Source organism: Rheinheimera sp., assembly GCF_036568245.1.
Taxonomy (GTDB): domain Bacteria; phylum Pseudomonadota; class Gammaproteobacteria; order Enterobacterales; family Alteromonadaceae; genus Alishewanella.
Genome location: NZ_DATCSY010000166.1, coordinates 1 through 13,887 on the forward strand (window position 1 = coordinate 1; position 13,887 = coordinate 13,887).

Sequence of the window (13,887 nt, forward strand, 5' to 3'; positions counted from 1 at the left end):
CTGCCCAGTTTACAGAAACTGGCGCGTTATCTGCAGCTGGACAACAGCATTAAAAAAATTCTGATCGACGGCCACACCGACGATGTCGGCACGCCTTTGGCCAACCGTATGCTATCGCAGGAGCGCGCTGATGAAGTGGCATCCAGACTGATAGAGCTGGGTGTCAAAGCCAGCATGCTGGAAATCCGGGCGCATGGTAACCGCTACCCGCTGGTACCGGCGCAGGGCCAAGCTGAACAATCTAACCGCCGGGTGTCTATCCGGTTAATCCGAACCACTTCCTGAGCAGGATCTGACTCCCCATGAAATCACCTTATGTGTTATGGATAGAGCAACAAGCACCCTGTAGCGAGGTGCGTCAGTGCATTAGCACTGAAGGGTATCAGTTGCTGCATGCTGCTGATGTGACGCAGGTCGTCAGCCTGTGTCAGGATTACACGCCGGCGCTGGTTTTTATCGACAGTGGCATGACACAAATGGCGTTGCCGGACCTGGTTGCTCTGGTGCACCGTAAGCTGCCCGGCGCGCAGATTATCAGTATGGTTGACTCAAACCAAAGTGCGCTGGCGTCTGAAACCTTACAAAGCGGCGCAATTGATTATTTACTTAAACCTTTTTTTCCTTCTCAGGTAAAAACATCGGTGCGCAACGCCACAGCGATGAGCGAAGGGTTAAAAGATCTGGTGGCTGTATCACATGCCAGCCGACAGATCCTGCAACTGGCCAACCGCGCGGCGCAAACCGAAGCCAGCGTGCTGATCCTGGGAGAATCCGGTACGGGTAAAGAGCGGCTGGCACGCTTTATTCACCAGGCATCAGACCGTGCAGACAAACCTTTTGTCGCGGTAAATTGCGCCGCTATCCCTGAACATATGCTGGAAGCGATGCTGTTTGGTCATAACAAGGGCGCTTTTACCGGTGCAGTGAATCAGCAAATTGGTAAATTTGAGGCCGCCAATGGCGGTAGCATCTTGCTGGATGAAATTTCTGAGCTGCCGCTGCCGCTGCAAGCCAAACTGCTACGGGTATTGCAGGAGCGTGAAGTGGAGCGGCTGGGCAGCAACAACCGTATTAAGCTGGATATCCGTGTCATTGCAGCCAGCAATAAAAACCTGCGTAGCCAGGTAGAGCAGGGCTTGTTCCGTGAGGATTTATTTTACCGTCTGGACGTGCTGCCGCTGAGCTGGCCGGCGCTGCGTGAGCGGCGGGATGACATTCTGCCACTGGCGGAGTTTTTCATTAAAAAATATGGCAATGGCAAGTACCGGTTAAGCCGGGAAGCGGCAGATGTGATGCTGCAATATAACTGGCCGGGCAATGTGCGCGAGCTGGAAAACGTGATGCAACGGGCGCTGGTGATGGCCCGTGGTGTTGAGCTGCAGGTTGCCGACCTGAATTTACCCCGTTGTCACCCGCAGGCAGCAGCAATTTGTGCCAGCCTGCTCAAGCAAAGCAAACAGAATGCTGAATTTGACTACATTCTGGATTTGCTGCAGAAATTTAACGGCCACCGTACCCGTACCGCAGAAGCCCTGGGTGTCAGTACCCGTGCACTGCGCTACAAACTGGCCGCCATGCGTGAGCATGGTGTCGACATTGACGCATTAGCCTCTTAAGGACCCTATGATGATTTCACCAATAGACAGCCAGAGCCAGATGCTGGAAATGATGACCAAACTGCAACAGGTTGCCGGTAGTGAGCGCATTGCGCCTGCCAGTAACAGTGTGGGGATCAGTGATGACTTCTCCGCCGTGATCCGCAACATCAACCAGCAGCAGAACATTGCCGCGGACATGATGACGGCGGTTGATACCGGCAGCAGTGATGATGTCATTGGCGCCATGGTAGCCAGCCAGAAGGCAAGTTTGAGTTTTTCGATGCTGCTGCAGGTACGTAACAAGGTTATGAGCGGGATTGACGATGTAATGCGGATGTCACTGTAAGGACAAGGCAATGAAAGGCGAAGTGGTAAAGAAAATGCCTGCGGCAGCGATTGAAGGTAACTTCCGCGAGAAAGTGATTAATCTGTCCAGCCGGTTCAGCTGGTTGCCCGGTGGCGATCGCAGCATGGCGTCTATTGCCTTGCTGGCGACGCTCGTGGCAGCAACCATAGTATTGATTTTATGGACCTCGGCGAAAAACTATGTGCCACTGTATGGCAATCAGGAACACTATGACAAAGCCGGTATTCTGGAGATCCTTGATAAAGAAAAAGTCGCATTTCGTATTGATACCGACACCGGTAATATCATGGTACCGCAAGACCGCTTAGCCGATGCCCGTATCACCCTGGCTGCCCGTGGTATAAAAGCCGCAATGCCGGAAGGCTTGTCGACCATAGGTGACAAGGTAACCATGGGTACCAGCCAGTTTATGGAGTCAATGCAGTATCAGCACGCGCTGGAAGGTGAACTGGCCCGGACCATTATTACTATGGACGGCGTGCGTAACAGTCGCGTGCATCTGGCGGTGCCCAAACGCAGTTTATTTATTGGCCGGCAGGAAGAGAAATCGGCGGCGTCAGTGATGGTGGATTTGGCTCCGGGCTATGAGCTGAAGCCAACCCAGGTTGAAGCCATTGTCAGCCTGATTGCCGGCAGTGTGCCGGGGCTGGATCCGCGTAAAGTGTCAGTGGTAGACCAAAGCGGTAAGCTGCTGACCGGCGACTTGTACGATGAAGCGCCAATCGGCAAAGAAACAGATAAAAAACTCGCCTTTATCCAGAAGCTCGAGCGCAACATTGAGCAGCGCGCCGCCATTATGTTGCTGCCGATCCTCGGCGAGGGCAACTACCGTATTCAGGTGTCATCTGATGTCGATTTCAGCGTGGTAGAAGAAACCCGTGAAGCGATAGACCCGGCGTCAGTGGTACGGTCTGAATCGATTAAAACCGATACCATGCAGGATCAGTTGGCAATGGGGATCCCAGGCTCGCTGGCGAATCAGCCGCCGTTACCGGCGGATCAGCAAGGCGGCGATGATAATCAGCGTACGTCTGAGCGCAATGAAAGCAGCCGCCAGTTTGACAATGGCCGGGCGGTGACCCACACCAAGTTTGAAGTTGGCCGGTTAAAGTCGATGAGCGTATCGGTGCTGGTGAATGAGGCTGCATCGGGTGATACCGGCTGGAGCGAAGCGCAGTTGCAACAGCTGGGCGAAATGGTCAAAACCGCCACCGGTTTTCAGGCTGAACGCGGTGACCAGTTTAATATCACCAGTTTTGGCTTTGTTGCCCCGGCAGAAACCACTGGCGTGCAGGGCGGCCTGCCGTGGTGGCAACTGCCTGAAGTAAAAGAGTATGCCCGTTATGTATTTGGCAGCTTAATTGCACTGGCGCTGATTTTATTTGGTGTGCGGCCGCTGGTTAATCACCTGATCAGCGGTAAAAAACAGCGTGAACCTGACGCCGTCAGCCCTTTTGCCAGCGCTGATGACACGCCGTCTCTGCTTAGCGCCAAAGCCGACGCCCGGGCAGTAGAAGAGACAGCTGCCGTAGCCGATGACATGCCGCAACCTGGCTTTAACGCGATTAACCTGCCACAGGTCGGGTCGGAGTTTGCCGAACAGATTTCACATATGCAGTTACTGGCCAGCAAAGAATCTGACCGGGTAACCGCCGTGATTAAATATTGGGTAGAGCGAGGAGTCAGCATTGAATCAACTAAAGCCTGAACATAGCCGCACTATTACCGATCTGGATCGGGCGGCCATTTTGCTGCTAAGCATGGGCGAGGAAAACGCTGCCGGCATTATCAAAAAGCTAAGCCGGCACGAAGTAAAAGCGTTGTCCGAGCGGATGGCAAAAATTACCAACGTCACCCAGGATGATGTTGCGCTGATCCTGACCGATTTTTTTGACTGCTACCGCAATGAAAGCGGTGTCAGTGGTGCTTCCCGCTTATATCTGGAGCGGGCGCTGGATAAAGCCGTCGGGCGTAAACTGGCGCGTGGCATGCTGGACGATATCTACGGCGGCGCTCTGGTTGATGACTTACGCCGGCTGGAATGGGTGCCGCCAGAGCTGCTGGCCCGTTTCTTAGAGCAGGAACATATGCAGATGCAGGCGCTAATGCTCGCCTTTTTACCGCCGGAGCAGGCATCGGCAGTTATCGCCTTATTCCCGAAACAAAAACACGACGACATTCTGTTCCGCATCGCCAGCCTGCGCGAAGTCAGCGAACATGTAATGGATGATTTGCGTCATACACTGGAAGCCTGTATCGAGTTTGTTGGTGAACAGGTCGGTGCGCGGGTAAACGGCGTGGAGAAAGTGGCCGAAATCATGAACCGTTACAACGGCAATAAGGCCGAGGTAATGGAACTGCTGAAACAACACAACGCCCAGACTGCAGAAGCGGTACAGGATAAAATGTATGATTTCGCCTCGCTGGCCCGGCAAAGCGAAGATGTACTGGCTTACTTGTTGAACGAAATTCCGGACGAGCTGTGGGTCGTTGCGTTAAAAGGCTGCGAACCGGCCATGCTGGACAGCATTATGTCGGCACTGCCCAAGCGCCTGGCACAGGTGTACCGTCAGCAAATTGAGAACACCAAAGCGCAGGCGGTCAGCAAGGTAGAAGCGGCGCGGGCCGAAATTATGCGGATGATCCGCCAGATGATGGCGAAAAACGAAGTCGATTACCGCTTATACGAAGAAGCGACGCTGGGGTAAGTTATGGCCGATCTGTATCGCTTTCCCGGCGTGCAGCGCGATGTATCGTTGCCCGCTATCGAGCTGCAGTTGCAGCAGGCGTTTGAGCGTGGCCTGACAGAAGGCAAGCGGCTGGGTGCTGAAGACGCAGAGCAGCGGCTTAAACAGCAAGCCGAGCAGGCTGCCCGTGCCGAGGCTGATAGCCAGCTGCAAAACGCGGTGACGGAGCTGCGCCAGCAGTTTGCGCAGCAATTACAACAGCTTGAACAGCAGTTGCAACAACATCATCAGCAGCAGGAACAACAACTGGCGCAGGCAGTGTATGAACTGGTCAGTAAACTAAGCGAACTGACGCTGGAGACCGAGCTGAGCTTACAGCCGGCGCATTTGCAGCAAGCGATAAACACGCTGTTGCCGGTATTGCAGGTTAATGAACACATCAGTGCGATACGGCTGTCGCCGCAGGATCTGGCCTGGTGGCAGCAGCTGCAGCAAACCGCACTGGGTACTGTGACACTGCAGGCTGATAGTAAGCTGGCGACCGGCAGTGCGGTGTTTGTTGGCGCGTCGCAGTTGCATCTGGCTGATTTTCGCCAGCGTTTAGACAGTTTGTTACCGCAGGTACAGCAACAATTACTGGGCAACAGCCATGACGGTACTTAACCGGCTACAGCAGGCTGCCACTCAGCTGCAACCCGGGCCTTTATATCAGAGCTTCGGCACCCTGGTACGGGTAAACGGTATGCTACTGACGGTAGCGGGCGGCCAGTACACCTTGGGGCAGCGTTATCAGGTTGAAGGTCAGGCCGGACACTGGATTGAAGCTGAAGTGGTGGGCTTTGATCGCGAACAGGCATTTTTGATGCCGCTGACCGATGCCAGTGAGCTGACCACCGGTGCCCGCGTGCGGCCACAGGCCAAACCGGCGCTGACGGTCAGCCATGCCTTGCTTGGCCGCGTGGTAGACGGCTTATTGCAACCGCTTGATGATGGCCCGCCGCTGCAACGCGGTGAGCAAATCAGCAGCCAGAATATGGCCGTTAACCCGATGCAGAAAAAGGGCGTCACTACGCCTTTGGATGTGGGCATTAAAGCGATCAACGGCCTGTTTACCGTGGGGCAGGGCCAGCGACTGGGCCTGTTTGCCGGCTCAGGCGTCGGTAAAAGTAAATTGCTTGGCATGATGACCCGCTTTACCAGTGCTGATGTGGTGATCGTAGGCCTGGTGGGCGAGCGTGGCTGGGAAGTAAAAGATTTTATCGAGCATAGCCTGGGGCCGGATGGCATGAAAAAAGCCATAGTGGTAGCGGCACCGGCCGATCAGTCGCCACTGCTACGGATGCGCACCGCTGAGCTGGCGCACCGGCTGGCGGCCTGGTTCCGCGATCAGGGCCTGCACGTATTGCTGCTGGTGGACTCTCTTACCCGTTATGCCCAGGCGCAGCGCGAAATAGCCTTATCGGTAGGCGAGCCACCGGCCACGCGCGGTTACCCGCCTTCGGTATTCAGTAAATTAACCCAGTTGGTGGAGCGCGCTGGCAACAGCAGTGACAGCAGTGGCAGCATGACCGCCATTTATACCGTACTGGCAGAAGGGGATGACCAGCAGGACCCGATAGCCGATGCCGCCCGCGCCATTCTGGATGGCCATATTGTATTAAGCCGGCAACTGGCCGAGCGCGGCCATTATCCGGCCATTGATATCGGCGCGTCGATAAGCCGCGTTATGCCGAATATTGTGTCAGCGACCCAGCTGAAAAGTTGTTATAGCTTAAAAAGGCTATACAGCCGCTATCAGCAAATTCAGGAACTGATCCCACTGGGCGCTTATCAACCAGGCAAAGATACTGAGCTGGATAATGCCGTGGCAATGTACCCGAAAATAGAAGCATTTTTGTGTCAGGGCCTGAACGAGCAGGTCGATTTTGCCGAGACAGAACAACAACTGACGAAGCTGGCGGTGTAGCATGCTGGAAAAATATTTGCAGACGCAACAGGATAACTTCGACATTATGCGCAGCCGCCACGGCCAGCTGCAGCAGAAGGCAGATTTTGAACAGCAGCGTGCGCAGTTACTGGCACAGCATATCGATGCGATGGAAAGTAATCAGCAGATGCGCTGCAGCCTGAGCTTACAAAACCTGTCTGGTTTAAAACATATTTTGCAGGATATGGCGCAGCAGCAACAGCAGCGTAGCGCTCAGGCCGAGCAGGAGGCCAGCCGCCAGCAGCAAGCCTGCAGCAAACAGGCCGCCTATAATCTGGCGCTACAGCAAATTCTGGATAACCGCCAGCAACAGCAGCTGATACAGCTGCAGCGGCGTGAACAAAAGCAGCAGGATGAACTGGCGATGCAGATGTTTCAGCGCCAGCGTGCGGCGCTGTAGCTGGCTACTTTACAATAAAATCAAAATAGCGGTCGGTGTAGGCCGGTGGCTGATGGGTAAAGTGCCACCATTCCATGTTGTATACCTTAAAGCCAGCGCCCAGCATCAGGCTTTCCAGCCGTTGCCGGTTTGCCTGCTGTTGCTTGGTAATACCCTCGGCGCCAACATTGGACACGGGGTCAAACATATCAAACTTTGAACCCATATCCAGTGGCTGCCAGTTACCGGCAGCGTCTTTTTGTGCCAGCGTTAAATCCACCGTGCTGCCACGGCTGTGGCCGGATTTTTCCGCGATATACTCGCCGACCAGTTTATCTTTAGGCAGATTGGGGTAGTACTGCGCTTTGGTGCTGGTGTCGCTTAAATCGCTGGCCCAGCGCATAAAGTGGTTTACTGCCCGCTGGGGCCGGTAGCAGTCGTACACCCAAAGCGTAAGCCCCTGCGCCGTAGCGGCCTGCTGCACTTTGACCAGAGCTTGGGCAGCGTCACGCTGCAGGAAGCATTTATTGGCCTGATAGCCATCAACACGGCTGCCAACAAAGTTATTAGTACCCAGATACGCCATATGCACCTGAATATCGGCGCTTAATGTGCTGATATCGGTAAAATCTTCGGGTACCTCTGATACAGGTAGTGTTCCGCTACCGTTTCCGAGGAGCATAGCGATCAGTGTCAGAGTTTTCATATCATTAATACCCCGGCAGTTAAAAAGGCCAGCAATGCCAGTACACCACAAAATAATGCATAAGGTAGCTGGGTTTTTACGTGTTCGAGTAAATCACAGCCGGATGCGACTGAGCTAACCGCGGTACTGTCGGAAATCGGCGAGCAGTGATCGCCAAACACACCGCCACTTAAAATGGCTGCCAGCACCAGTGACGGCGGCAGCCCCAGCAGTTCGACCATAGGCATGCCGATCGGAATGAGTATGGCAAAAGTGCCCCAACTGGTGCCGGTGGTAAACGAGATCAATGCGCCGGCTAAAAACAGCAGGGCCGGTATCAGTACCAGCGGCAAGCTGTCGTTAACGATGGACGCAATAAAAGTACCGGTGCCCAGCAGTTTAAGGCTGCTGCCAAGCGCCAGTGATAACAGTACTATGGTGACCAGCGGCAGTAATTCGCTCATGCCTTTAAAGCCAATATCAACCAGCTGCTGATGCTTAAAGCGCTTACTGACCAACATCATAGAGTAGGCGACTAAACAGGCCAGCGTCGTGGCATAGAGCACTGATTGTGAACCCGAGCCACCCACCAGTCGGCCATTGCCGGTCATCAGCATAAAGCCGATCATGGATGCCACTAAGGTAAACAGCGGCACCAGCATAAAGCTGGCTTTACTCGGCGGTACGTCTATTTCCGTGTGCGCCGCCAGTGTGTGTAACTCTTGCTCGGCTTTGCGCATTGGGCCATATACTTTGCCGCTGATAATGGTGTACAGCACCACGGTTAGGGTAAACAACGCATAAAAGTTAAGCGGAATAGTGCCGATCAGTACTGATACCGGGCTTTCCCCAAGGGAATAAGTGCTGAGCAGGCCGAGAATATAGGCGCCCCAGCCATTAAGCAGAATAATAATACAGATAGGCGCACTGGTACTGTCGATAATATATGCCAGCCGTGCCCGGCTCATTTTGAACTTGTCGAATAAACCCCGTGAGCTGATACCGGCTGTCAGCGAACTTAGGTTAGACTCGATAAAGGTTACAGAGCTGATAAAAAACGTCAGTAAACCAGCCTGACGGCCTGATTTGGCAATGCCTTTATCGACCAGCAATTTCACCGTAGCCGATACACCACCCGAGTCGCGCATATAGGCCAGCAAGCCGCCTACCAGTAACGAGAACATCAGAATACGGGCATTGTCGCCATCTTTGGTTACCGCAACAATACGTTCCAGCGTTTGAATGCCGCCGTCCAGCAGCAAGCCAGCCCCGGCACCCTGGCCGGCCTGCAAAAAAATCAGCAGTTCGGCGCTGCACAATGACAACAGCAACGCCAGGATCACTTCTTTGCGCCACAATACTACAACAATGGCGACCAGCGCCGGAATGAGGGTTAACCAATCAGCCAAAATGGCCTCCTGCTATTATTATTCTGTTTCGCGTAAATGCTGAATAATTTATACCGGTTGTGCTTTACTGTCGCAAGCACTGCGCAGGCATTTGCGATGAAGCGGGCATTGCAGCCGATTGCGATAGATGGCGCTGTGCAGCAGTTTGCTGGCAGTCGCTTTACTTGCAATTGTTAACAGAATTGCGCGATGCTACCAGGCGAAAGCAGTTAAGCAGGGGTGCATTATGCAGCATGCGTTACGGTGGCTTCTGGCCGGATTATTCAGTTTAACCACGGCGGTACAGGCAATGACAGCAGGCAGTTTGTCGGCAGACGATTATCAGCAGATAAAACAAACGGGGTTGGACAAACCTCAACTCACCCATAGCGACATAGCGCCGCTGCTGCAATTGCATCAGCATAACCCGCTGTTCCGCTTTAAGCAGCTCGGGCAGTCGGCACTGGGCACACCGATCTGGCAGATTGATATCGGCACCGGCCCGGTAAAAGTGCTGGCGTGGTCGCAAATGCATGGCGATGAAGCCACAGCGACAGCCGCTTTGATGGACTTACTGAACTTTATCAGTGCTGATCAGCAACAACCGTGGCGCGATAACTGGCTAAATAAAGTAACACTGCGGCTGATCCCGATGGTAAACCCGGATGGGGCAGCAGCGAACACCCGCTTTAACAGCATGGGTATTGATATCAACCGCGATGCCAAAGCGCTGCAAAGCCCGGAAGGGCGCTTGCTGATGCAGGCGGCGAAAGACTTTAAACCGGACTTTGGCTTAAACCTGCACGATCAAAACCGGTTTTATGCCGCAGGCGACAGCAATAAACAAACCACGATTTCGTTGCTGGCACCAGCGTTTAACGACGCCAAAGACATCGACGCCGCGCGAAAAAAAGCCATGCAATTGATTGGCGATATGGCCGACCTGATGGCGGAGCAACTGCCGGGTTATTTGGGTAAGTACGATGATACTTTTTCGTGGCGCTCTTTTGGTGACACCTTTGCCGGCATGGGCATTAGTACCGTGCTGATTGAATCCGGCGGCCACCCGAAGGATGACAACCGCCAGGTTGCACGGCGGCTGAATACCCAGTTACTGGTGATGAGCATTGAAAGTATCGGCAGCGGTGCCTATCAGCAGCAATCACTCAGTGCTTATCAGGCCATTCCGTTTAACCGCGATGGCGGCATTAAAGACGTGCTGCTAAGCAATCTGAACATCAGTGTTAACGGCCACAACGCCAAAGTGGACCTGGCACTGGATTTAGATCTTGAAGCAGACAAAATCGCCCGCATCCGCGACATCGGCGATTTATCTATTTATGGCGCTTATCATCAGCTGGATGTTGCCGGTTTGAGTTATCAGGCGCCTAAGGCGTACAGCCTGACCAAAGCACTGACTCTGGATAAAGCTGCTTATCTGGCACTGCTACGCGAAGGCTACAGCCATTTCAGTGGCGATGCGGCTTTGCTGACCAATAACAGCGGCCTGCCGGTAGTGATAAACCCGAAAGGGCTAAACGGTAAAATGCCGCAGCGTTACCGGCTGGCAACCTTTTTACTGCGCAACGAACAGGGTGTGCAGCGGGCACTGCTGAACGGTCAGCTGCTTGATGTCAGTAGCGGTAAGCTGTTAAACCCGCTGGGCACATAGTATTTTGCAGCCGGGGCTAAATTGCCGGATGCATTTAGTTGCTGCGCTCTGTGGTTGTAGTGCCGAGTAAAAACGTCAGTGGCAGATGCAAACGCTCTGCCCAGGCGTGTTCGCTATGCTCTGCGCCGTCAAAACGCAGTGTTTGCCAGTCTGCTGCGGTGTAACCCTTACTTTTAATAATGGCATCCGCTTGCGCCTGCAGTGGCGGGTACCAGGCGTCCAGCGTAGCGGTGCCAAAATCAAAATACAGTTTATGCTTACCTGCGACTGGCAGCGCCTGGCGCATGTAAGCAAAGAATGCAGCCGGCACCGGATTATCATCCTGCGCAAATACACCGGGCCAGTGGGTTGATAAACAGGCCGCGCCGCCAAAAACGCCGGGGTATTCACTGATGGCGTACATCGATATCAGGCCGCCCATGCTCGACCCCATAACAAAGGTATTGGTCGCATCAGGCAACACATTAAAATGACTGTCGATGTAAGGCTTTAGCTCTTGCACCAGAAATTTCAGGTAGTTATCGGAGTACACAGCATCAGTAAACAGCGGTTGCTGCTCGCCCTGTGTTAACTGATACAGCGCCTGTTGCTGCTCTGCCGATAAGCTTTGAAACGGTTTTTGCGGGAAATACTCACTATGGCGGTGGGCGGCTGCATTAAAAATACCCACGACGATAAAAGGCCGGGTTTTACCTTCTGCCATCAGTGCGGCTGCCACTTCATCCACCCGCCATTCCTGCTGGTTCCAGCTGCTGTTGCCGTCAAACAGCATCTGGCCGTCATGCATATACACTACGGCATAACGCTGTGCTGCACTGTAGTCGTCGGGTAACCAGATATCGATATTGCGCGGCGGAATAAACACCGAACTGAAGCCTTGCAGACGTTCAATACGGCCGCTTTTGACCTTTGGCAGGCTGGCAAACAACTGGCTGCTAAACAGCAGCAATAACAGCAAGGCAAGTAGCTTCATCTGAGATCCCAAAACAGGTAAAAGGCAGCTGCAATGCAGCATATGGCTAGTATGGCCGTATCTGAATATTAATGCAGGGTGTTTGCTATACTTTGGCGGTTTCAATTTTAAACCGGAGAACATTATGCGTCTAATACTACTGACAGCCTTAATGCCATTTATGTTGGCGGCAGCAGAAAATCAGGCCACCCACTGTCAGCTGGGTGATGCGGTGCGGGTCATTGAAGTGGTGTACCCCGAGGGCACAGAGCTGCCGTGTGAAGTGCATTACGGTAAAGATGGCCAGAGCAGTGTGCTGTGGCGCGCCAGCAGCGAAGCAGGTTATTGCGAGCAAAAAGCCGCAGAGTTTGCCGAAAAACAACGCGGCTGGGGCTGGCAGTGTGTGGTTACTGCGGGTAAATCTCAGGCTGAAACCAGCGCTCAGCCTGAGGGCTAAAACCTTTTTAGCGGGTTAATTGCTGCTGCCAGCTTAACAATGCATCAAGTTGCTTACGCACCAGGCCTTGTATTTTTTCGTCTATCAGGTTGCCATCAGTATCAAAACTGCCGGCAAAGGCATTTGAGAACACTTCCGGCTGGTTTAACGGGTGCAGGTTTAAGAATACGCATACCTGACGCAGATGATACTGTGACCGGCTGGTACCCATGCCGCCGCCGGCGCCCATAATGGCCACCGGTTTACCGCTCAGCAGGTGGTTATCCGGTTCGCGCGATGCCCAGTCCAGCGCATTTTTCAGCGCCGGTGCCAGCGAATAGTTGTATTCCGGACAGGCCAGTATCAGCGCATCAGCTTCGCCCATCTGTTGCAGCAATTGTTTAACGGCAGCTGGCTTTTCTGCCAGATCAGAGTTGTAAAAGGGGACTTCCATTAAATCTGCGATATGAATTTTCATACCGTCAGGCGCATGCGCCTGAGCGTAGCGCACTAAACCGCGGTTGGTGGATTTGGCTCTCAAGCTGCCACAAATAGCCAGCACATTAATACTCATTGTTTACTCCCTGGTTTGCTGTAACGACTGTTCAGTGTAGCTTAGGTTCAACGCTTTGGCCTGGGTTCAAATTATTTGAACATGAAGCGCAAATTATTCCGCTTTTTCTGCTACAGCTCAGCGACTACTCTGCTTAGGTAATGTGAACTTATTTGAGGAGATAACAAAATGTTTGAGATGAGATATGCAGCTGATCGCGGCAAGGCAGATTTCGGTTGGTTACAGAGTCAGCACACGTTTTCGTTTGCCAGTTATTATGATCCGGCGCAAATGGGCTTTTCAGCACTCAGAGTGATCAACGACGATAAAGTTGCGCCAGGTGCGGGCTTTGACACCCATGGTCACAAAGACATGGAAATTTTAAGCCTGGTACTGACAGGTAAAATTGCCCATAAAGACTCGGCAGGTAATACCGAAGTACTGCCGGCAGGCGAGTTCCAGCTGATGAGTGCCGGCCGGGGCATCTACCACAGTGAGTTTAATGCCAGTAACGCAGAACAGCTGAAGTTTCTGCAAATCTGGATCCAGCCGAATCAATTCGGTGGTGAGCCGGGGTATCAGCAAAAAGACTTTGGTCAACGTGAAGGGTTAACGCTGATCCTGTCGCCGGACGGCCGGGATGGCAGTCTGGTAGTGCGGCAGAATGCATTTTTATATCAGCTGATACTGGCACAAGCCGGCCAGCAGCAGTTAGCGCTGGCTGCCGGGCGTAAAGTGTATATTCACCTGATAACGGGTGAGCTTGACGTATCAGGCCATACGCTGCAGCCAGGCGATGGTATTAAAATCAGCGAACAGGCGGCATTGCAGTTAAAAGCAACGGCTGACAGCAAAGCGCTGATATTTGACCTGCCGTAACGGCGCTTGAGCAAAAAGATGGATGGTCAGACTGGTATTTTGTTAACATTCTGCCAGACTGAGACCAGATAACAACAGGATGTTGTAGATGAAACGCTATCTGGTCGCTGTACTTTTATTGGCCGCGTCAGCACTGGCTGGCCCGGCCATGTCTGCAGTCAGCACGCCAGAAAAAACTGCATTACCCGAGGCGGAAATCATGCCGCCGGTGCTGCGGTTTGTCGTCTACTACCCGCATTTTCCGCCGTACATCTATACAGAGCCACCACAGAACCAGGTGATCGGTATCATTCCTGATTTACTG

Annotated in this window: 16 protein-coding genes; 12 read left to right on the forward strand and 4 right to left on the reverse strand. The window is 53.3% G+C overall.

Going from position 1 to position 13,887, the window contains the following annotated elements:
* The 8 genes from VIN66_RS07100 to VIN66_RS07135 form a co-directional block, all read left to right on the forward strand.
* A partial coding sequence (locus VIN66_RS07100; protein WP_331923326.1) for an OmpA family protein occupies window positions 1-285 on the forward strand: 285 nt, incomplete at its 5' end.
* Between the two features lie 17 nt (window positions 286-302).
* Window positions 303-1,616, forward strand: a complete 1,314-nt coding sequence (locus VIN66_RS07105; RefSeq protein WP_331923327.1) for a sigma-54 dependent transcriptional regulator — start codon at window positions 303-305, stop codon at window positions 1,614-1,616.
* Between the two features lie 7 nt (window positions 1,617-1,623).
* Window positions 1,624-1,944, forward strand: a complete 321-nt coding sequence (locus tag VIN66_RS07110) for a flagellar hook-basal body complex protein FliE (RefSeq protein WP_331923328.1) — start codon at window positions 1,624-1,626, stop codon at window positions 1,942-1,944.
* A 10-nt stretch (window positions 1,945-1,954) separates the two neighbouring features.
* Window positions 1,955-3,673, forward strand: coding sequence for a flagellar basal-body MS-ring/collar protein FliF (gene fliF, locus VIN66_RS07115; protein WP_331923329.1), 1,719 nt, complete (start codon window positions 1,955-1,957; stop codon window positions 3,671-3,673).
* Window positions 3,654-4,673, forward strand: a complete 1,020-nt coding sequence (locus tag VIN66_RS07120) for a FliG C-terminal domain-containing protein (protein ID WP_273021472.1) — start codon at window positions 3,654-3,656, stop codon at window positions 4,671-4,673. Before fliF ends, VIN66_RS07120 begins: the two co-directional genes overlap by 20 nt.
* Before the next feature lie 3 nt (window positions 4,674-4,676).
* Entirely contained in the window at window positions 4,677-5,315 is a 639-nt protein-coding gene (locus VIN66_RS07125; protein ID WP_331923330.1) for a FliH/SctL family protein, read from the forward strand.
* A complete protein-coding gene (locus VIN66_RS07130; protein WP_331923331.1) occupies window positions 5,302-6,618 on the forward strand; it encodes a FliI/YscN family ATPase in 1,317 nt (438 codons plus the stop codon). The genes VIN66_RS07125 and VIN66_RS07130 overlap by 14 nt, the downstream gene beginning before the upstream one ends.
* A gap of 1 nt (window position 6,619) precedes the next feature.
* Window positions 6,620-7,039, forward strand: a complete 420-nt coding sequence (locus VIN66_RS07135; protein WP_331923332.1) for a hypothetical protein — start codon at window positions 6,620-6,622, stop codon at window positions 7,037-7,039.
* A 4-nt stretch (window positions 7,040-7,043) separates the two neighbouring features.
* Here VIN66_RS07135 and VIN66_RS07140 read toward each other — a convergent pair whose 3' ends face one another.
* Together VIN66_RS07140 and VIN66_RS07145 are read right to left on the reverse strand one after the other, a co-directional pair.
* Window positions 7,044-7,724: a M15 family metallopeptidase gene (locus tag VIN66_RS07140; RefSeq protein WP_331923333.1), complete on the reverse strand. Its 681-nt coding sequence runs from the start codon at window positions 7,722-7,724 to the stop codon at window positions 7,044-7,046.
* Window positions 7,721-9,112 (reverse strand): Na+/H+ antiporter NhaC family protein, encoded by a 1,392-nt coding sequence (locus VIN66_RS07145; RefSeq protein ID WP_331923334.1) that lies wholly within the window; start codon window positions 9,110-9,112, stop codon window positions 7,721-7,723. The genes VIN66_RS07140 and VIN66_RS07145 overlap by 4 nt, the downstream gene beginning before the upstream one ends.
* A 226-nt stretch (window positions 9,113-9,338) precedes the next feature.
* On the opposite strand from VIN66_RS07145, the gene VIN66_RS07150 reads away from it, so the two are divergent.
* The gene (locus VIN66_RS07150; protein WP_331923335.1) at window positions 9,339-10,763 is read left to right on the forward strand and encodes a M14 family zinc carboxypeptidase; all 1,425 of its coding nucleotides are present in this window, start codon (window positions 9,339-9,341) and stop codon (window positions 10,761-10,763) included.
* 34 nt (window positions 10,764-10,797) lie between these two features.
* Here the strand turns inward: VIN66_RS07150 and VIN66_RS07155 are convergent, their stop codons facing one another.
* The gene (locus VIN66_RS07155; protein WP_331923336.1) at window positions 10,798-11,736 is read right to left on the reverse strand and encodes an alpha/beta hydrolase; all 939 of its coding nucleotides are present in this window, start codon (window positions 11,734-11,736) and stop codon (window positions 10,798-10,800) included.
* Window positions 11,737-11,860: 124 nt separating this feature from the next.
* Between VIN66_RS07155 and VIN66_RS07160 the strand changes: the two genes are divergently transcribed.
* On the forward strand, window positions 11,861-12,172 hold the full coding sequence (locus tag VIN66_RS07160; RefSeq protein WP_331923337.1) for a hypothetical protein: 312 nt from the start codon (window positions 11,861-11,863) through the stop codon (window positions 12,170-12,172).
* Between the two features lie 7 nt (window positions 12,173-12,179).
* On the opposite strand, the gene VIN66_RS07165 is transcribed toward VIN66_RS07160, so the two are convergent.
* Window positions 12,180-12,725 (reverse strand): NADPH-dependent FMN reductase, encoded by a 546-nt coding sequence (locus tag VIN66_RS07165; protein ID WP_331923338.1) that lies wholly within the window; start codon window positions 12,723-12,725, stop codon window positions 12,180-12,182.
* A gap of 168 nt (window positions 12,726-12,893) precedes the next feature.
* On the opposite strand from VIN66_RS07165, the gene VIN66_RS07170 reads away from it, so the two are divergent.
* Complete coding sequence (locus VIN66_RS07170; RefSeq protein ID WP_331923339.1) at window positions 12,894-13,583, forward strand: pirin family protein; 690 nt, start codon at window positions 12,894-12,896, stop codon at window positions 13,581-13,583.
* Between the two features lie 88 nt (window positions 13,584-13,671).
* Window positions 13,672-13,887: hypothetical protein (locus tag VIN66_RS07175; RefSeq protein WP_331923340.1), on the forward strand; the 216-nt coding region annotated here is incomplete at its 3' end.

Coding starts and splice junctions, on each gene's coding strand:
- VIN66_RS07105 (WP_331923327.1), top strand. CDS start 303: ATGAAATCACCTTATGTGTTATGGATAGAGCAACAAGCACCCTGTAGC.
- VIN66_RS07155 (WP_331923336.1), bottom strand. CDS start 11,736: ATGAAGCTACTTGCCTTGCTGTTATTGCTGCTGTTTAGCAGCCAGTTG.
- VIN66_RS07130 (WP_331923331.1), top strand. CDS start 5,302: ATGACGGTACTTAACCGGCTACAGCAGGCTGCCACTCAGCTGCAACCC.
- VIN66_RS07135 (WP_331923332.1), top strand. CDS start 6,620: ATGCTGGAAAAATATTTGCAGACGCAACAGGATAACTTCGACATTATG.
- VIN66_RS07125 (WP_331923330.1), top strand. CDS start 4,677: ATGGCCGATCTGTATCGCTTTCCCGGCGTGCAGCGCGATGTATCGTTG.
- VIN66_RS07170 (WP_331923339.1), top strand. CDS start 12,894: ATGTTTGAGATGAGATATGCAGCTGATCGCGGCAAGGCAGATTTCGGT.
- VIN66_RS07150 (WP_331923335.1), top strand. CDS start 9,339: ATGCAGCATGCGTTACGGTGGCTTCTGGCCGGATTATTCAGTTTAACC.
- VIN66_RS07110 (WP_331923328.1), top strand. CDS start 1,624: ATGATGATTTCACCAATAGACAGCCAGAGCCAGATGCTGGAAATGATG.
- fliF (WP_331923329.1), top strand. CDS start 1,955: ATGAAAGGCGAAGTGGTAAAGAAAATGCCTGCGGCAGCGATTGAAGGT.
- VIN66_RS07165 (WP_331923338.1), bottom strand. CDS start 12,725: ATGAGTATTAATGTGCTGGCTATTTGTGGCAGCTTGAGAGCCAAATCC.
- VIN66_RS07140 (WP_331923333.1), bottom strand. CDS start 7,724: ATGAAAACTCTGACACTGATCGCTATGCTCCTCGGAAACGGTAGCGGA.
- VIN66_RS07160 (WP_331923337.1), top strand. CDS start 11,861: ATGCGTCTAATACTACTGACAGCCTTAATGCCATTTATGTTGGCGGCA.